Source organism: Microbacterium sp. Clip185 (genome assembly GCF_028743715.1).
Taxonomy (GTDB): Bacteria; Actinomycetota; Actinomycetes; order Actinomycetales; family Microbacteriaceae; genus Microbacterium.
The window spans coordinates 2,138,890-2,156,839 of record NZ_CP117996.1 but is presented as its reverse complement, the minus strand read 5'-3'; the positions used below and the strand labels follow the sequence as shown (position 1 = coordinate 2,156,839).

The window sequence follows — 17,950 nt, the reverse complement described above, 5'->3', positions numbered from 1 at the left end:
GAGCCGGGCCTGGAGCGTGAGTCGCCGCGCCACCCTTCGGTGGACGCGTGTCACTGCGGGGCTTTGATCATGTAGCCCACACCGCGCACGGTGTGGATCAGCGGCTCCCGCCCGGCGTCGATCTTCTTGCGCAGGTAGGAGATGTACAGCTCGACGACGCTCGAGCGTCCGCCGAAGTCGTAGTTCCAGACGCGGTCCAGGATCTGCGCCTTCGACACCACGCGGCGCTGGTTGCGCATGAGGTAGCGCAGCAGCTCGAACTCGGTCGCCGTCAGCTCGATCTCGACACCCTGACGCTCGACTTCGTGGCTGTCCTCGTTGAGGCTGAGGTCGCCGACGCGCAGGATGGGCTCGGAGTCGCCGGCCTGGGCGGTACCCGCGCGGCGCATGAGCCCGCGCAGCCGCGCGACGACCTCTTCGAGGCTGAAGGGCTTCGTGACGTAGTCGTCGCCGCCGGCCGTGAGCCCCGCGACCCGGTCGGCCACGCCGTCCTTCGCGGTCAGGAACAGCACCGGCACGTCGTTGCCCGACTGGCGCAGGCGCTGGAGCACTGCCATGCCGTCGAGGTCCGGCATCATGATGTCGAGCACCATGGCGTCGGGTTCGAAGTCGCGCGCGGCCTGCAGCGCCTGGAATCCACTGGCCGCGGCGCGCACATCCCAGCCCTCCATGCGCAGCGCCATCGACAGCAGATCGGTGAGCATCTGCTCGTCGTCGACGACGAGGATGCGGGGAGCGGAGCCATCGGCGCGCTGCAGAGCGGGAGAGGGTGCCATCGAAGTCATGCCTCGATTCTGAGGTCGTTTCTATGCCGTTCCTATGGAGCGGGTTATGAGCCCGCTGTGAGTCGCGCAGCCGGATCGGGTACCGGATGACAGACATGGTCGCATAGTCGCCTCATCAACGCGCCATGCGTCTCGCATCGTGAGCGTCTCTAGCGTCTCGGCACGGCCTTACACCCGATGGGCCAGGAGGAGAACATGTACGCGACATATCTGCGGCGGGAGCTGTCCGGCCGCAAGAAGCAGACCATCATCGTGGCGGCGGGGCTCGCCATCGCCATCGCTCTCGTCATTGTGGTGACGGCGCTGTCATCCGGCGTCCGCGATGCACAGACCCGGGCCCTCGAGTCCGTCTACGGCGTCGGCACCGACCTGACCGTGGCCGGAGCCGAGACCGAGCCGGGCCAAGGAGAAAGACCCCGTTTCGAGTTCGGTCAGGACGGTGGCTCGACCGACGACGACGGCACCACCTCGCTCAGCCAGTCCCGGCTGACGACCGACCTGATGCGCGGCACTCTGGCGGCGTCGACCGTCGACACCATCGCGAACCTGGAGAACGTCTCCGCCGCATCCGGTGCGCTCGCGCTCACCAACTCGACCTTCACGGGGGAGCTCCCCGAGCGGCCGTCCACTGACGACGGCACCGCGACCGAGGGTCAGACCGGCCCGCCGGGCGGGGGTGGGGGCTTCGGCGGCGGATCCTTCGACCTCGACTCGTTCTCCGTGCTCGGCGTCGGCGCCGACGCATCCGTCGGACCGCTTTCCGCCGTGACGGTCTCCGAGGGACGGATGCTGGACGGCGCGGATGCGGGTCAGAACGTCGCCGTGCTCGACGCCACCTACGCGGCATCGAAGTCGCTCGCCGTCGGCGGCACGATCGATGTGGGCGGCACCCAGATGCAGATCGTGGGCATCGTCGCCTCCGCGACGAACGATGCTGACACGGCTGCGAACGTGTACATCCCGCTCGATGTCGCCCAGACGCTCGCGGGAGTGGGCGATGTCGTCTCGACCGTGTACGTGCAGGCGAGCTCCGCCGACGCCATCGGCTCGGTCCAGACCGCGATCTCGGAGGCCTTCCCCGATGCGACCGTGAGCTCGCAGTCGGATCTGGCCTCGACCGTCTCGGGCTCGCTCGCGAGCGCCGCGGCTCTGATCACGAGTCTCGGCACCTGGCTGTCGGTGCTGCTGCTGGTCGTCGCCGTGGCACTCGCCGTGCTCTTCACGATCTCCGGCGTCTCCCGCCGCACCCGCGAGTTCGGAACGCTCAAGGCGATCGGATGGTCCAACCGTCGGGTCGTCGGTCAGGTCGCTGGCGAATCCGTCGTCCAGGGGCTCATCGGCGGAGTCGCGGGCGTGGTTCTGGGGCTCGGTGCGGTCGGCATCATCAACCTGATCTCTCCCACGATCTCCGCGAGCACCGAACAGGCGACGGGCCCGGGTGGGATGACGGGGCCGGGCGGGATGGGGGGAGCAGTCGGGATGCCGCAGTTGGCGGCCGCCGCATCCGATGTGGTGCTCAACGCCCCCGTCTCGATCGGCATCGTGCTGGTGGCCGTCGCCCTGTCGGTCGCGGCGGGGCTGGTCGCGGGGGCCTTCGGTGGATGGCGCGCAGCGCGACTCAGCCCGGCAGAGGCCCTACGTGCCGTCGCCTGATCCGCACCCGAACGAAACGAGGAGAACAGACATGATCATCAACGACAGCGTCGACGCCGGCGCGGCGACGGAGTTCGCTTACCGTGTGCGCGGTGTCGGCAAGACCTACCGGCAGAAGGGGAGAGTCGTGACGGCGCTCTCCGGCGTCGACATCGACATCGCCCCCGGGGAGTTCGTCACGATCCAGGGACCCACGGGAGGCGGCAAGTCCACGTTCCTGCAGCTGCTCGGGGCCCTGGATCAGCCCACCCACGGGCAGGTGATGCTGGGCGAGACCGACATCGCCCGCGCGACCAGCCGAAAGCTCAGCGAGGTGCGTGCGCACGAGATCGGCTTCGTGTTCCAGGGGTTCAACCTCATCCCCACCCTGACGGCCGCCGAGAACGTCGACGTGGGGCTCGAGCCTCTGGGGTTGCCGCATTCCGAGCGGGCCGACCGGGTCCGCGAGGCCCTTGAGCGTGTCGGCCTCGACGAGCGGGCCGACCACCGTCCCGGCGAGCTGTCGGGCGGTCAGCAGCAGCGCGTGGCGATCGCCAGAGCCATCGCGAAGAAGCCCCGCGTGCTGCTGGCGGACGAGCCGACGGGAAATCTCGACGAGCACATGCGCGACGAGATCCTCGACGTGCTGGAGGAGCTCAACCGTGAGGGACTGACCCTTATCGTGGTGACGCACGACTCGGCCGTGGCCCGGCGCGCATCGCGGCGCCTGCGGCTCGAGAAGGGCACGGTGCGCGACATCACCCGGTGAGCCCGGCGCGCCGCATCCGTTCGTCAGCGGCGACGGATGCGGCCTATCGCCGCGATCGCCAGCGCGCCGAGCGCCGCGCCGGCGGTGTTCGAGACGAGGTCGCGCACATCGGCGACGCGGCCCGCGATGGCCAGATGCTGCGTCGTCTCGATCGCGGCGCTGATCGCGAGGCCGATCGGGATGGCGAGCCACCAGCGGCGGCCGAGCCACAGGCCGCCGAGGAGCCCGGCGGGCACGAACAGCGCGACGTTGGCGGTGAACTCCAGCAGATCGAACGTGATCCACCGTGTGAGCGGCATCGCGGCGAAGGCCTCGGCCCACGATCTCAGGATGCCGCCGGTACCGGCTGCGTCGTCGGGCACGAGTGTGAGGCGTGCCAGCACCACGAGATACGCCGCCGTCGCGACCGCCAGGAGGAGCGTCCTCCGGCGGCCGCGCACGGCGGCGTCCGTCATTGCGGGATCAGTGCGTGTCGACGGCTTCGACCTCGGAGCGGTCGCCCGACCACAGCGTGTGGAAGGTGCCCTCCTTGTCGACGCGCTTGTAGGTGTGCGCGCCGAAGAAGTCGCGCTGGCCCTGGATGAGGGCGGCCGGCAGGCGGTCGGCGCGCAGGCCGTCGTAATAGGCGAGCGACGACGAGAACGCGGGAGTCGGAACGCCCGTCTCGACAGCGCCGATGACGACGCGGCGCCACGCATCCTGAGCCTTCGCGACGGCGTCGCGGAAGTATGGCGCGAGCACGAGCGCCTGCAGCGACGGGTTCTCGGCGTAGGCCTCGGTGATGCGGTTGAGGAACTGGGCGCGGATGATGCAGCCGCCGCGCCAGATCTTGGCGATGTCGCCCTTCTTGATGTCCCAGCCGTACTGCTCGGCACCCGCGACGATGGCGTCGAAGCCCTGCGAGTAGGCGATGATCTTCGACGCGTACAGCGCCTGGCGGACGTCCTCGATGAACGCCTCGGGGTCGGCGACCGTGCCCGTCGAGGAGGGGCCAGGCAGCGATGTCGCCTCGGCGCGCTGGGCCGGCTTCGAGGAGAGGGAGCGCGCGAAGACGGCCTCGGCGATACCCGAGACGGGGATGCCGAGATCCAGCGCGGTCTGCACGGTCCAGGCGCCCGTCCCCTTGGCGCCGGCCTGGTCGACGATGACGTCGACCAGCGGCTTGCCGGTGGCGGCGTCGACCTGCTTGAGCACCTCGGCGGTGATCTCGATGAGGTACGACTCGAGCTCGCCCCGGTTCCACTCGGCGAAGATCTCGGAGATCTCGGCGGGCGTCTTGCCGGTGCCGCGACGGATGAGGTCGTACGCCTCGCCGATGAGCTGCATGTCGACGTACTCGATGCCGTTGTGGATCATCTTGACGAAGTGGCCCGCGCCGTCGTGACCGACGTGCGTGACGCAGGGCTCGCCCTCGGCGACGGCCGCGATGCTCTTGAGGATCGGGCCGAGAGTCACCCAGGACTCGTCCGAGCCGCCCGGCATGATCGAGGGGCCGTTCAGCGCACCCTCCTCGCCGCCGGAGATGCCGGCGCCGACGAAGTTGATGCCGGTCTCACGCACGGCCTTCTCGCGGCGGATCGTGTCGGTGAACAGAGCGTTGCCGCCGTCGACGATGATGTCGCCCGGCTCGAACACCTGCACCAGGTCGTTGATGACCGCATCCGTGGGGCCGCCGGCCTTGACCATGATGATCGCGGTGCGCGGCTTCTGCAGCGACGCGGCGAACTCGGCGTACGTCGAGGCGGGGACGAAGCCCGCCTCGGGGTGCTCCGTGACGAGGTGCTCGGTCTTGTCATAGCTGCGGTTGAACACGGCCACCGTGTTGCCCTCGCGCGAGGCGAGGTTGCGGGCCAGGTTGGACCCCATGACGGCGAGTCCGACGACTCCGATGTTGGCTGATGCCTCGGTCACGAAAAATACTCCTCGAACGAAGGGTGGGAACACGCCAATCGTAGTGTTCCCACGCGCCGTGAGGATTCCGTGCGACGCCGTGCGTCGCGACGGCGTCAGGACTTGCGGTAGTTCGCCCGTCCCATGGACCAGAAGGCGCCGACGACGCCGATGAGGGATCCGAGCGAGAGCAGACCGATCACACCGAGCAGGAGGTCGGAGGCGAGCTGAGCGTCCACGGGGGAGTCCTTTCGGTCGGGGCTCGCGCCGGCGGGGCGCATCTTTTCCATGGTACCGGGCGGCACTGGTAGAGTTGACGCGAACTTCGGCGAGGGATGCGGCATCCGCATCCGTAATCGACGAGGGTGTGCAGGCCTACGGCTTCCTCACGCGCTCGCGTTCGAGTCGAACCCATCCCCAAACCCGGGGCCCGTGGGCCCGCAAGGAGAATCATCATGTCGGAAGACAACAAGGTCACCGCTGAGGTGCGCACGCAGTTCGGCAAGGGCTTCGCCCGTCGCCTGCGCGCCGCCGGTCAGATCCCCGCCGTCCTCTACGGCCACGGCACCGAGCCCGTGCACCTCGCCCTGCCGGGTCACCAGGTTGCCCTGCTGATCCGTCGCGCGAATGCGCTGCTCGAGCTCACCGCCGACGGCAAGGACCACCTGGCCCTCGTCAAGGACGTCCAGAAGGACCCGGTGCGCCAGATCATCGAGCACATCGACCTGCTGGTCGTGAAGAAGGGCGAGAAGGTCGCCGTCGACGTGCCCGTCGTCGTCGTGGGCGAGCCCTTCTCGGGCACCATCGCGAACCTGGACGCGACGACCGTGTCGCTCGAGGTGCTGGCCACCAACATCCCGCAGCACGTGGAGGTCGACGTCGAGGGCCTCGAGGACGGCACGCACATCACGGCCGCCGACCTGAAGCTCCCCAAGGGCGCGACGCTGGTGACCGAGCCCGAGACGCTCGTCGTCGCCATCTCGGTGCCCGCTGCGACCCTCGCCGCGGAGGACGAGATCGCCGAGGCCGACGCCGAGGTCGCTGCAGAGCAGTCCGAGGAGTCCTCGGAGGCCGCGGAGTAATTCCGCCCCACTCGCACAGGAGAAATCCCGACGACAGGATCGATTCGCAAGAATCATCCTGCGTTCGGGATTTCTCCTGTTTTACGTCCGTCACAACGTCGCATTCGCGCCGCCTCCGGAAGGGATGACATGGCCGACACCTGGCTGATCGTGGGACTCGGGAATCCGGGACTGCGCTATGAGGCGACGCGCCACAACGTGGGCCAGATGGTCATCGACGAACTCGCCGGCCGCCGCAACGAGGGTTTCAAAGTGCACAAGGCGGGTGCGCGCATCGCCGAGGGATGGCTGCGTCCCGGCGGACCGAAGCTCGTGCTCGCGAAGCCCAACACGTTCATGAACGTGTCCGGCGGGCCGGTCGCAAACCTGGCGAAGTTCTTCGACATCCCCGCCGACCGCGTCGTCGTCGTGCACGACGAGCTCGACATCCCCTTCGACACGCTCAAACTCAAGACCGGCGGCGGCCACGGCGGCCACAACGGCGTCCGCGACGTCGCCAAGGCGCTCGGCACACCGGAGTTCCCGCGCGTGCGCGTGGGCATCGGGCGCCCTCCCGGTCGCCAGGACCCGGCTGACTGGGTGCTCGACGCCTTCGGTCAGGCCGAGCGCAAGACCCTCCCCATCCTCGTCTCGGATGCGGCGGATGCGGTCGAGCTCCTCGTCGACGAGGGCCTCGTCGCCGCCCAGCAGCGCTGGCACGCCCCGCGCGCCTGACTCTCCGCGCGGGGCCTCCCCGCATCCCGGCCTCCTCGCACTCTCGGTGATCCGGATCCGGATGCGCCCCGTCGTGTTCGAGGGACGCGCGTTGCGGCGTTTGGGCCGATCGGTCGCGTTTCGGGTCCCTTGAACGTGGCACGTCGTGTTCGAGGGACGCGTGCTGCGCCCTTTGGGCCGGATCGGTCGCGTTTCGGGTCCCTTGAACGTGGCCCGTCGTGTTCGAGGGACGCGTGTTGCGCCCTTTGGGCCCGATCGGTCGCGTTTCGGGTCCCTTGAACGTGGGGTGGGTCCACGCCGCGCCCGGAAGCACCGCGCCGGGCCCGGCGGAGAGCCGCCGCGGGGCGGGTGTCGGTGGGGCGCCGTAGACTCTTGTGGTGACAGTTCCCGGGATCGTCCGCGCCCTCGCGCGCTCAGAAACGTTCCGAGACGCAGCCGGCGCGGCCTCCGTCGACGGGGACTTCTCCCTCGTCGACGGCCTCGACGCCCCGCTGCTGGCGGCCCTGCTCGAGCGGCGCCGCGAGGCGGGCAAGCCCGCCGTACTGCTGGCCGTCGCGCCCACCGGCCGTCGCGCCGAGGCGCTGGGTCCCGCGCTGGAGGCGCTGCTTCCGGGCGCCGAGGTGCGCCACTTCCCGGCGTGGGAGACTCTGCCCCACGAGCGCCTCAGCCCGAGCGCCGAGACCGTCGGCCGGCGCCTCGCTGTGCTGCAGCGCATCGCCGAGTGGGAGGGCACCGCGCCGCTGGTCGTCACCGCATCCGTGCGCGGCGCGATCCAGCCGATCGTTCCCGGACTCGGGGATGCGGGCACGATCCGCCTGAGCGTCGGCGGCCGCGGGCATGACCTCGCAGCCATCGTCGTGCGTCTCGTGGAGTTCGCGTACCACCGCGTCGACATGGTCTCGCGGCGCGGCGAGTTCGCGGTGCGCGGCGGCATCCTCGACGTCTTCCCTCCCGCAGCCGACCACCCGTATCGCGTGGAGTTCTTCGGTGACGAGGTCGACCAGATCCGCGCGTTCTCGGTCGCCGACCAGCGTTCGTTGCCCGGCGACATCGACCGGATCGACCTGCTGCCGAGCCGTGAGCTGCTGCTCACCGACGAGGTGCGCGACCGCGCGCTCGGCCTCGCCGATGCGTTCCCCTCGCTCGCCGGCATGCTCACGAAGATGGCCGAGGGTATCCCCGTCGAGGGCATGGAATCACTGATCCCCGCGCTCGTCGACGGCCTCGTCACGATCGTGGACTACCTGCCGCGCGCCAGTGCCGTCGCCATCGTCGACCCGGTGCGCGCAGCCACCCGCGCGACGACGCTCGCCGAGACCAACCAGGAGTTCCTGGATGCGGCGTGGAGCGCCGCTGTCGCCGGCGCCGACACCCCGGTCGACCTCGGCTCCGGCGACTTCCTGTCGCTGCCAGAACTGCACGAGGCCGCCCGCGCGCGCACCGACGTGTGGTGGGAGCTGTCCTCGTTCGACTCAGGAGCAGCGGATGCGGCCGCCGAGGGTCTCTCGGACGACGCCGGCGTCACGCGGATCGCCGCCGCATCCGTTCCGTCGTTCGCTGGCAGCGTCGAGGGCGCGATCGATCATGTCGCCCAGCTGCTCACCGAGCAGTGGGCCGTCGTCGTCACCGCGTCCGGCGCGGGGCTCGCCGACCGTGCCCGTGACGTGCTCGCCGAGCGGGGGATCGCCGCACGCCGCGTGGAGTCGCTGAGCGAGCCGCCCGAGCCGGGACTCGCCACGGTCGTCGTGAGCACGCTCGAGCGCGGCTTCCAGGTCGCGGATGCGCGCCTCGCCGTGCTGACCGAGTCGGAGTTCTACGGCCGCACGATCGGCAGCGACACCCGCGCCGTCAAGAAGCTCGCCTCGCGCCGACGTAACGTCGTCGACCCGCTGCAGCTCAAGCCCGGCGACTTCGTCGTGCACTCCACGCACGGCATCGGCAAGTTCGTCGAGCTCGTGCAGCGCGAGGTCTCGAGCGGCGGCCGCAACGCGGTCAAGAGCAAGCGCGAATACCTCGTGCTCGAGTACGCCGCCTCCAAGCGCGGCCACCCGGGCGACAAGCTGTACGTGCCCACCGACCAGCTCGATCTGCTGTCGCGCTACGTCGGCGGCGAGGCGCCCGCCCTGTCGAAGATGGGCGGCAGCGACTGGGCCGCCGCCAAGAGCAAGGCCCGCCGCGCCGTGCGCGACATCGCGGTCGAGCTCGTGAAGCTCTACTCGGCGCGGATGGCGGCCAAGGGTCACGCCTTCGGGCCCGACACGCCCTGGCAGCGCGAGCTGGAGGAGGCGTTCCCGTTCGCCGAGACCCCCGACCAGCTGCAGACGATCGATGAGATCAAGGCCGACATGGAGCGGCCGATCCCGATGGACCGGTTGCTGTCGGGCGATGTGGGCTTCGGTAAGACGGAGGTCGCGGTCCGTGCCGCCTTCAAGGCGATCCAGGACGGCAAGCAGGTCGCGATGCTCGTGCCGACCACCCTGCTCGTCAAGCAGCACCTCGAGACGTTCTCCGAGCGCTTCGCCGGTTTCCCCGTCAAGGTGCGCGCGCTCTCGCGCTTCCAGACCGACAAGGAGGCGAAGGATGTGGTCGCCGGCCTCGCCGACGGCACCGTCGACATGGTCATCGGCACGCACCGTATCCTCACCGAGAAGGTGATCTTCAAAGATCTCGGCCTGATGATCATCGATGAGGAGCAGCGTTTCGGCGTCGAGCACAAGGATGCCCTGAAGAAGCTCAAGACGAACGTCGACATCCTCGCGATGAGCGCCACGCCCATCCCGCGCACGCTCGAGATGGCGGTCACCGGCATCCGAGAGATGTCGACCCTTGCCACCCCGCCCGAGGACCGGCATCCGATCCTGTCCTACGTCGGGCCGCGCAACGACAAGCAGATCGCGGCGGCGATCCGACGCGAGCTGCTGCGCGAGGGACAGGTGTTCTTCGTGCACAACCGGGTCTCGTCGATCCAGCGTGTCGCCGCGGATCTCGCCGAGCTCGTGCCGGAGGCGCGCATCGCCGTCGCGCACGGGCAGATGGGTGAGCACCAGCTCGAGCAGGTCGTCGACGACTTCTGGGAGCGCCGTGCCGACGTGCTCGTCTCGACCACGATCGTCGAGACCGGCCTCGACATCTCCAACGCGAACACGATCATCATCGACCGTGCCGACAAGTACGGCCTCAGCCAGCTGCACCAGCTGCGCGGCCGTGTCGGTCGTGGGCGCGAGCGCGCCTACGCGTACTTCCTGTACGACGAGACGAAGCCGCTGAGCGAGACCGCGGCCGACCGTCTCGAGACGATCTCGGTCAACAACGACCTCGGCTCGGGTATGCAGGTTGCGCTGAAAGACCTCGAGCTGCGCGGCGCGGGCAACCTGCTCGGCGCCGAGCAGGCGGGGCACATCGCGGGCGTCGGGTTCGACCTGTACCTGCGCATGATCGGTGAGGCCGTGGCCACCTTCCGCGGTGAGGAGACCGAGGGGCAGACCGAGCTCCGGCTCGAGCTGCCCGTGCAGGCCCGCATCCCCGAGGACTACATCGACAGCGAGCGCCTGCGCCTGGAGGCATACCAGAAGCTGTCGGCGGCGGCATCCGCGACCGCGAAGGACGACGCGATCGACCTCGTGATCGAAGAGCTCACCGACCGGTACGGACAGCCGCCCGCCGAGGTCGAGGGTCTCGTCGCCGTCGCGCGCCTGCGCCGTCGTGCGGCGCGTTCGTCGCTCGCCGACGTCGTCGCGATGGGACCGAACCTGCGCGTCGCGCCCGCGCATCTGCCCGATTCGCTGCGTGTGCGGATGCAGCGGCTGTACCCCAAGGCGAAGCTCGTCGCCTCGGGCGAGGCGCTCGTCGTGCCGCTGCCGACCGCCGGTGGCGAGCCGCTGGGCGATGCCGAGCTCATCGCCTGGACGAGTCAGCTGCTGGACGCGCTGTTCCCCGTTCCCGAGCCGGCCCCCGCTGCCTGAGGTACCCCATGGACAACGACCTTTTCATCCGCATCCTGCTCGCCGTCGTGATGGTCGGCTCAGGCTGCCTCATGATCTGGATGGCGCGGGCCGCCGCATCCGGTCGTCTGAAGCGCAATGCGATCGCGGGTATCCGCACCTCCGTCACCATGGCGAGCGACGAGGCCTGGCTCGCCGCCCACATCCGCGCGAAGCAGGCGACGATCTGGGGAGGGATCGCGGGAGTCATCGCGGGCCTGGGCGCGCTGCTGCCGGTGCCCTCCGCCGGACTCGCGGCGATCGTGCTGGCCGGATGCGCCGCGATGCTGGGCTTCGTGCTCTACGGCGCGGTCGTGGGCAGCCGCGCGGCGGCGGCCACACGCGCGCCCGACGCCTGAGGCTCGTCCCGCGTCAGATGACGCCCTGCGCCGCCATGGCGTGGGCGACGCGCTCGAAGCCCGCGCTGTTGGCGCCCACGACGTAGTCGCCGGGGCGTCCGTAGCGCTCGGCCGCGTCGAACGCGGCGTCGTGCACGTCGCGCATGATCTGGCGCAGCTTGGCCTCGCTGTCGGCGAAGGTCCAGCGCTGGCGCGAGGCGTTCTGGCTCATCTCCAGCGCGGAGGTGGCGACGCCGCCCGCGTTGGCCGCCTTTCCGGGCGCGAAGAGCACACCGGCGCCTCGGAATGCGGCGATGGCACCGGGGGTGGAGGGCATGTTCGCCCCCTCGACGACCGCACGCACGCCGTTCGCGATGAGCGTGCCGGCATCCGTCTCGTCGAGCTCGTTCTGCGTCGCGCAGGGGAACGCGACATCGACGGGAACCTCCCACGGCCGCGCGTCCGGCACGAAGCGAGCGCTCGGCCGGCGTGCGGCGTACTCGGCGATCCTGGCGCGCTCGATCTCCTTCACCTGCCGCAGCAGGCCCAGGTCGATTCCGGCGTCGTCGACGACGTAGCCGCTGGAGTCGGATGCGGTCACCGGCACCGCGCCGAGCTGCTGCGCCTTGGCGATGGCGTACACGGCGACGTTGCCCGAGCCGGAGACGCTCACGCGTCGCCCCTCGAGGCTCTCGCCGGCGACGCCGAGCATCGCCTCGGCGAAGAACACGGCGCCGTAGCCGGTGGCCTCGGTGCGCACCTCGGCGCCGCCCCACTGCACGCCCTTGCCGGTGAACATGCCGGACTCGTGCCGGTTGGTGATGCGGCGGTACTGGCCGAAGAGGTAGCCGATCTCGCGCGCGCCCACGCCGATGTCGCCGGCGGGCACGTCGGTGTGCTCGCCGAGGTGCCGGTACAGCTCGTTCATGAACGACTGGCAGAAGCGCATGATCTCGGCATCCGAGCGCCCGTGCGGGTCGAAGTCGCTGCCGCCCTTGGCGCCGCCGATGCCCTGCCCGGTGAGCGCGTTCTTGAAGATCTGCTCGAAGCCGAGGAACTTCACGATCGACGCGTTCACGGTGGGGTGGAAGCGCAGGCCGCCCTTGTACGGGCCGAGCACGGAGGAGAACTGGATGCGGAAGCCGCGGTTGACCCGAACGGTGCCGGCGTCGTCGACCCACGGCACGCGGAACATGATCTGTCGCTCGGGCTCCACGATGCGCTCGAGGATGCCGAGCTCGGCGAACGCGGGGTGGCGCTCGATGACGGGAGCCACCGAGTCGAGCACCTCGTGCACGGCCTGCTGGAACTCGGGCTCGTGGGGGTTGCGGGCGAGGACGGTGGCGAAGGTGGGGCGCACGGCTTCGGGCAGCGCGGCGAAGGTCTCGGTCAACGTGGTTCTCTCTGGCCGGGTATCGCGCGCGGCGCGACGTCCCAAATGGATGCGGACGCTCCCACCCTAGCGGCGCCGGACCTGTCGCCCTGACGCGCGCTGCCCTAGGGTGACGGCATGCGCTACGAGCACCTCGGCGCCGCGCCGTCGGTCCATCCGTCGGCCAGCGTCGCACCCACGGCCGTGCTCAGCGGCGACGTCACCGTCGGGGCGGGATGCCGCATCCTGCACGGCGCGATCCTCACCTCGGAGGGCGGTCCAGTGACGCTCGGCGAGCACGTCATCGTCATGGAGAACGCGCTCGTGCGCGCGACGGCCGCGAACCCGGTGCACATCGGCGACCACACCCTGATCGGTCCCACCGCGAGTATCGCCGGGGCGACGATCGCCGAAGAGGTCTTCATCGCGACGGGCGCGCGGGTGTTCAACGGGGCGCGCATCGATCGCCGCACCGAGGTGCGCATCGGCGCCACGGTGCACCTGCGCACCCATCTCGTCGAGGGCTCGGTCGTGCCGATCGGCTGGGTCGCGGTGGGGGATCCCGCGATCGTCGTCTCGCCCGACAAGCACGACGAGATCTGGGCGCGCCAGCAGGAGCTGGACTTCCCGGGGTACGTGTTCGGCCTCGACCGCGACACCCCCGACCTCATGGTGCAGCTCACGGAGCGCTACGGCCGCAGCCTCGCGCGCCACGACGACGACCGCCTCCTCGACTGAGTCGAGGCGACGGCCGAAAGACGCCGGATGCGGGTCAGCCGGTGTTCTGCAGGCCGGCCGCGACGCCGGAGACCGACAGCAGCAGCAGGCGCTGGTTGGCGGTGTCGGCGGGAGCGTCGGCCGGGGCGTCGCGGAGGGCGCGAAGGGCGCGCAGCTGCAGGAGCGACAGGGCGTCGACGTAGGGGCTGCGCAGCTTCACGGCGCGCTGCAGCACGGCCTTGTTGGCGAGCGGGGCGTCGCCGCCGACGATGCGCACGACCCAGTCGCGGGTGAGCGACATCTCCTCCATGACCAGCTGGGCGAGGTCGTCGCGGTCGCCGAGGCTGAGGTACTCGCGGGCGATACGGTCGTCGGCCTTCGCGAGGCTCATGGCGACGTTGTCGATCATCGCGCGGAACAGCGGCCATTCCGCGTAGGCGGTGCGCAGCAGCTGCTCATCGCCGACGGTCTCCAGCGCCGTGCCGAGGCCGAACCAGCCCGCGAGGTTGATGCGCGCCTGCGACCACGCGAACACCCACGGGATGGCGCGCAGGTCTTCGAGCGACTCGACCGACAGGCCGCGGCGGGCGGGACGCGAGCCGAGGGCGAGGAGTCCCACCTCCTCCATGGGGGTGACGGTCGCGAACCACGGCGCGAAGCCGGGAGCCTTCACGAGGGAGTAGAACCGCTCGCGCGAGGAGTCCTCGAGCACCTGGGCGATCTCGGCGAACATCTCGGCACCGCGGCGGTTGCGTGCCTCGTTCGACGGCGCCGAGGCCATGAGGATGGCTGCGGCCACCTGGTCGATGTGGCGCATGGCGATCTGCGGGTCGCCGTAGCGGGCGAAGATGACCTCGCCCTGCTCGGTGAGCTTGAAGCGGCCGTCGACCGAGTGCGGCGGCTGCGCGAGGATGGCGCTGTTGGCGGGCCCGCCGCCGCGGCCGAGGGCGCCGCCGCGGCCGTGGAAGAGCGTGAGCTCGATGTTGTTCGCCTGTGCCCACGCCGCGATCTCGGCCTGCGCCTCGTAGAGGGCGAGGTTCGCCGCGACCGGTCCGACATCCTTCGAGGAGTCGGAGTAGCCGAGCATGACTTCCAGGCGGCGGCCGGTGGCCTCCAGCCGCGCGGCGAACTCGGGGTGCTCGGCGATCTCGGCCAGGATGCCGGGAGCGGCCTGCAGGTCGGCGAACGTCTCGAACAGGGGGATCACGTCGAGCACGGGCGCCGCGCCGTCCGGACCCACGGCGTAGCGCGCGAGGCGGTGCACGTTGGCGAGGTCTTCGGCGGACTGCGTGAACGAGACGATATAGCGGCCCGCGGCGCGCGGACCGAAGCGTTCCTGGATGTACGCGATCGCGCGGAAGACCTCGAGCACCTCCTCGGTCAGCTCGCTGCGCTCGCCGCCGGCCTCAAGCTCCGCGAGCACCTTCTTGTGCACGGCGGAGTGCTGGCGCACCTCGAGCTCGGCGAGGTGGAAGCCGTAGGTCTCGACCTGCCACACCAGCTGCTGCAGCGCGCCGTAGGCCTGGCGGGCGGCGCCCGCATCCGCGAGCGACTGCTGCACGGTGCGCAGGTCCGCGAGCAGGTGCTCGGGGTCGCGGTAGGCGAGGTCGGCATTGCGGGTGCGGGTCGCGGCGATGCGGCGCGCGACCATGAGCAGGATGCGGCGGTGCGGCTCGTTGGGGGAGCGCTTCGCGATCTCGGCCGCCGCCTCCTCGTCGGCGCTGCGGAGGCGATTCCAGAGCGCGATCAGTGCGTCGCTCGGAGGGGTGGATGCGGCGTCGAGGGTCAGCGTGCGGCCGATCCGCAGCGCGGTGCGCTCGAGCCCGAGCAGCACGTGCTCGCTCGCGATGCCGGCCGCCTTGCGCGTGACCTTCGCGGTGACGAACGGGTTGCCGTCGCGGTCGCCGCCGACCCAGGTGCCCACCCGCACGAAGGGCCGCACGAGCGGGGGACGGCTGCCGGCACCCTCGCCGAGCGCGTCGTCGACGCGGCGGTAGACGCGGGGAACCGTCGTGAAGAGGGTGTCGTCGAAGACGGCCATGATGGCGCGCACCTCGTCGGTGGGCGAGGGCTTCTCCGCGCGCAGCGGGGCGGTGCGCCAGAGCGTGTCGATCTCCTCCAGCATCCGCCGGCGGGCGCGGCGCTGGTCGACGCCGCCCGGGGTGAGGGAGTCGTACTCGTCGAGCAGTTCGGACAGACGCCGGATGCCGGTCGAGATCGCGCGGCGGCGGGCCTCGGTCGGGTGGGCGGTGAAGACGGGGTGGAACCGCAGCGACTGCAGGCGCTCGAGTGCCACGTCGTCGCCGACCTCGGACGCCAGCTGGCGCAGGGCCGAGCGGATCGAGTCGGTGCGGCCCTCGGGCTCGGGCTGGCCGTCGCGCTCGCGCAGCACGCGCACGCGCTGGTGCTCCTCGGCGAGGTTCACGAGGTGGAAGTAGACGGTGAAGGCGCGGGCGACCTCGTCGGCGCGCTCGATCGTGAACGAGTCGGCGATCTCGGCGGCGCGCTCGAAGGCCTCGTCGCTCGGGTCGGTGTAGGCCTGGATGGTCGCCACGCGGAGGCGCTCGACGTCTTCGTACAGACCCGCCGAACCGCTCTCCTGCAGCACCTGTCCCAGCAGCGAGCCCAGCACGCGCACATCCGCGCGCATCTGGTCGGGGATCTCCTGCCCTGCCTCGTGGCGTCCGACGACGCGAATGGCCTCGGTGGGGGTGGGTTCGAGCATGGGAACAACGGTACTGGGAGCCGGAGACCACAAATGACACGCGCGGCGTCTGGTTACGATGGACTCCGGAGTGGCGGGAAGTCTGGTCGCCTCGTCGCCTGGCGACGGACACTGTTTCCCCCACCCTGGAGGGCGTATGCGCCTGCTTCGTTCCGAACGTTTTCCCGCCGTCGTGCTGCTGATCGCGGCCGCTCTCGGCCTCGTGCTGGCGAACTCGCCGGCAGCTCCCGGCGTCGCCGCGGTGAAGGATGCCTATGTCGGCATTCCAGGGGTGTTCTCCCTCTCGGTCGGTCACTGGATCCAGGACGGCCTGCTCGCGATCTTCTTCTTCGTCGCGGCCATCGAGCTGTGGCACGAGCTGACGGCCGGGCAGCTGAGCTCGCCCCGCCGTGCCGTGCAGCCGGCGATCGCCGCGGCGGGCGGTGTGCTGGTGCCGATCGCGATCTTCCTCGCGTTCTCGCTGGGCACCTCGTCCGCTGCGGGCTGGCCGATCCCCACCGCCACCGACATCGCCTTCGCCCTCGGCGTGCTCGCCGTCTTCGGCCGCGGGCTGCCGACCGGCGTGCGGGCGTTCCTGCTCGCGCTGGCGATCCTCGACGACATCGTCGGCATCGTGTTCATCGCCGTGCTCTTCACCGACGGCGTCGACGTGTTCCTCCTGCTCGCCGCCCTCGTGGGCGTCGTGCTGTTCGCGCTGCTGAGTCGACGGCTCACCGAGCGCAATCGCGTGCCGCTCGGCATCCTGCTGGTGCTGCTCGGCATCCTCGTCTGGGTGCTCGTCTACCTCTCCGGCGTCCACGCCACGATCGCGGGCGTCGCCCTGGGACTCGCGATGGCTCCGCGCCCCGCGGCACGTGTGCGTCACGCGCTCGACCCGTGGGTGAACGGGCTGGTGCTGCCGCTGTTCGCGCTGTCGGCCGCATCCGTCGCGATCCCGTCTGTCGGACTCGACGAGCTGCAGCCGGTGTTCTGGAGCGTGCTGATCGCGCTTCCGGTGGGCAAGATCCTCGGCATCACCGTCTTCGGGTGGCTCGCGCAGCGTCTCGAAGAACCCGACGGCCGCCTGCGGCTCGCCGACCTGCTCGCGGCGGGCGCGCTCGGCGGCATCGGGTTCACCGTCTCGCTGCTGCTGTCGGAGCTCGCCTTCGCGGGCGACGGCCTGCTGCGCGACGAGGCGACCCTGGGCGTGCTCGGTGGGTCGTTGGTCTCGCTCGTGGTCGCCGCGGTGCTCGTAGCATGGCGGGCACGGCACTACCGACGCGAGGAGCGCAGGGTATGAACGACGCGGATGCGGCCTCCGACGGACTCCGGCGGGCTGCCGAGGTGATGCACGAGGTGCGCGAGAGATGCGTCTGGTCGCAGCAGATCGACCACGCCGCCCTCGTGCCCTATCTCGTGGAGGAGAGCGCCGAGGTCATCGACGCGGTCGAGAACGGCGACCGTGCGGAACTGCGCGAAGAGCTCGGCGACCTCTTGTGGCAGGTGCTGTTCCACGCCGAGATCGCCTCGCGGCATCCGCACGACCCCTTCGACATCGACGATGTCGCCGGCGATCTCGCCGACAAGATGGTGCGCCGGCATCCGCACGTGTTCGCGGGCGAGACGGCGACGACGCCCGAAGAGGTGCTCGTGCACTGGAATGCGGCCAAGGCGGCGGAGAAGCGCGAGCGCCGGAGCGTGCTCGACGGGATCCCCGCGGCGATGCCGGCGCTCGCCCGTGCGCAGAAGGTCGTCGGGCGCGCGCCCGGCGCCGCCATCCCGGCGCGTCCGCTCGAGATCACCTCGGAAGAGCAGCTGGGCGACGCCCTGCTCGCGCTCGTGGCGCGCGCGAGGGCCGAGGGCTGGGATGCGGAGCGGGCGCTGCGCACGCGCACGCGCGCGTTGGAGGAGGGTGTGCGTCGGGCCGAGGCCGGTTTGGGATGATGGTCTGGTGCCAGCAGTGAACC

General features: G+C 70.5%; 15 protein-coding genes. 9 read left to right on the top strand and 6 right to left on the bottom strand.

Annotated elements, in window-relative coordinates; genetic code table 11:
- Positions 1–50 precede the first annotated feature (50 nt).
- A complete protein-coding gene (locus tag PQV94_RS10510; protein WP_274285789.1) occupies positions 51–785 on the bottom strand; it encodes a response regulator transcription factor in 735 nt (244 codons plus the stop codon).
- 195 nt (positions 786–980) lie between these two features.
- On the opposite strand from PQV94_RS10510, the gene PQV94_RS10505 reads away from it, so the two are divergent.
- Together PQV94_RS10505 and PQV94_RS10500 are read left to right on the top strand one after the other, a co-directional pair.
- Positions 981–2,438, top strand: coding sequence for an ABC transporter permease (locus tag PQV94_RS10505; protein WP_274285788.1), 1,458 nt, complete (start codon positions 981–983; stop codon positions 2,436–2,438).
- Between the two features lie 31 nt (positions 2,439–2,469).
- Complete coding sequence (locus tag PQV94_RS10500) at positions 2,470–3,186, top strand: ABC transporter ATP-binding protein (RefSeq protein WP_274285787.1); 717 nt, start codon at positions 2,470–2,472, stop codon at positions 3,184–3,186.
- A gap of 23 nt (positions 3,187–3,209) precedes the next feature.
- Here the strand turns inward: PQV94_RS10500 and PQV94_RS10495 are convergent, their stop codons facing one another.
- The 3 genes from PQV94_RS10495 to PQV94_RS10485 all read right to left on the bottom strand — a co-directional run bounded on the left by PQV94_RS10495 (position 3,210) and on the right by PQV94_RS10485 (position 5,315).
- Positions 3,210–3,641 carry a VanZ family protein gene (locus PQV94_RS10495; protein ID WP_274285786.1) on the bottom strand — a complete coding sequence of 144 codons (432 nt, stop codon included), beginning with the start codon at positions 3,639–3,641 and terminating at the stop codon, positions 3,210–3,212.
- A gap of 7 nt (positions 3,642–3,648) precedes the next feature.
- Positions 3,649–5,097, bottom strand: coding sequence for an NADP-dependent phosphogluconate dehydrogenase (gndA, locus tag PQV94_RS10490; protein WP_274285785.1), 1,449 nt, complete (start codon positions 5,095–5,097; stop codon positions 3,649–3,651).
- 95 nt (positions 5,098–5,192) lie between these two features.
- The gene (locus PQV94_RS10485; protein WP_274285784.1) at positions 5,193–5,315 is read right to left on the bottom strand and encodes a hypothetical protein; all 123 of its coding nucleotides are present in this window, start codon (positions 5,313–5,315) and stop codon (positions 5,193–5,195) included.
- A 216-nt stretch (positions 5,316–5,531) separates the two neighbouring features.
- On the opposite strand from PQV94_RS10485, the gene PQV94_RS10480 reads away from it, so the two are divergent.
- From PQV94_RS10480 to PQV94_RS10465, 4 genes are all read left to right on the top strand, one after another.
- Complete coding sequence (locus tag PQV94_RS10480; RefSeq protein WP_274285783.1) at positions 5,532–6,158, top strand: 50S ribosomal protein L25/general stress protein Ctc; 627 nt, start codon at positions 5,532–5,534, stop codon at positions 6,156–6,158.
- 129 nt (positions 6,159–6,287) lie between these two features.
- Positions 6,288–6,872 (top strand): aminoacyl-tRNA hydrolase, encoded by a 585-nt coding sequence (gene pth / locus PQV94_RS10475; RefSeq protein WP_274285782.1) that lies wholly within the window; start codon positions 6,288–6,290, stop codon positions 6,870–6,872.
- A 377-nt stretch (positions 6,873–7,249) separates the two neighbouring features.
- Positions 7,250–10,834, top strand: coding sequence for a transcription-repair coupling factor (mfd, locus tag PQV94_RS10470; protein WP_274285781.1), 3,585 nt, complete (start codon positions 7,250–7,252; stop codon positions 10,832–10,834).
- 8 nt (positions 10,835–10,842) lie between these two features.
- Positions 10,843–11,211, top strand: a complete 369-nt coding sequence (locus PQV94_RS10465) for an SdpI family protein (protein WP_274285780.1) — start codon at positions 10,843–10,845, stop codon at positions 11,209–11,211.
- Positions 11,212–11,224: 13 nt separating this feature from the next.
- Here PQV94_RS10465 and gdhA read toward each other — a convergent pair whose 3' ends face one another.
- Positions 11,225–12,583, bottom strand: a complete 1,359-nt coding sequence (gdhA, locus tag PQV94_RS10460) for an NADP-specific glutamate dehydrogenase (RefSeq protein WP_274285779.1) — start codon at positions 12,581–12,583, stop codon at positions 11,225–11,227.
- Between the two features lie 117 nt (positions 12,584–12,700).
- On the opposite strand from gdhA, the gene PQV94_RS10455 reads away from it, so the two are divergent.
- Positions 12,701–13,300 (top strand): gamma carbonic anhydrase family protein, encoded by a 600-nt coding sequence (locus PQV94_RS10455; RefSeq protein WP_274285778.1) that lies wholly within the window; start codon positions 12,701–12,703, stop codon positions 13,298–13,300.
- 34 nt (positions 13,301–13,334) lie between these two features.
- Here the strand turns inward: PQV94_RS10455 and PQV94_RS10450 are convergent, their stop codons facing one another.
- Positions 13,335–16,004 carry a phosphoenolpyruvate carboxylase gene (locus PQV94_RS10450; protein WP_274285777.1) on the bottom strand — a complete coding sequence of 890 codons (2,670 nt, stop codon included), beginning with the start codon at positions 16,002–16,004 and terminating at the stop codon, positions 13,335–13,337.
- Between the two features lie 136 nt (positions 16,005–16,140).
- Here PQV94_RS10450 and PQV94_RS10445 point away from each other — a divergent pair, with 136 nt between their 5' ends.
- A complete protein-coding gene (locus PQV94_RS10445; RefSeq protein ID WP_274285776.1) occupies positions 16,141–17,283 on the top strand; it encodes a Na+/H+ antiporter NhaA in 1,143 nt (380 codons plus the stop codon).
- Positions 17,280–17,927, top strand: a complete 648-nt coding sequence (locus PQV94_RS10440) for a MazG family protein (RefSeq protein WP_274285775.1) — start codon at positions 17,280–17,282, stop codon at positions 17,925–17,927. The genes PQV94_RS10445 and PQV94_RS10440 overlap by 4 nt, the downstream gene beginning before the upstream one ends.
- The last annotated feature ends 23 nt before the right edge of the window (positions 17,928–17,950 follow it).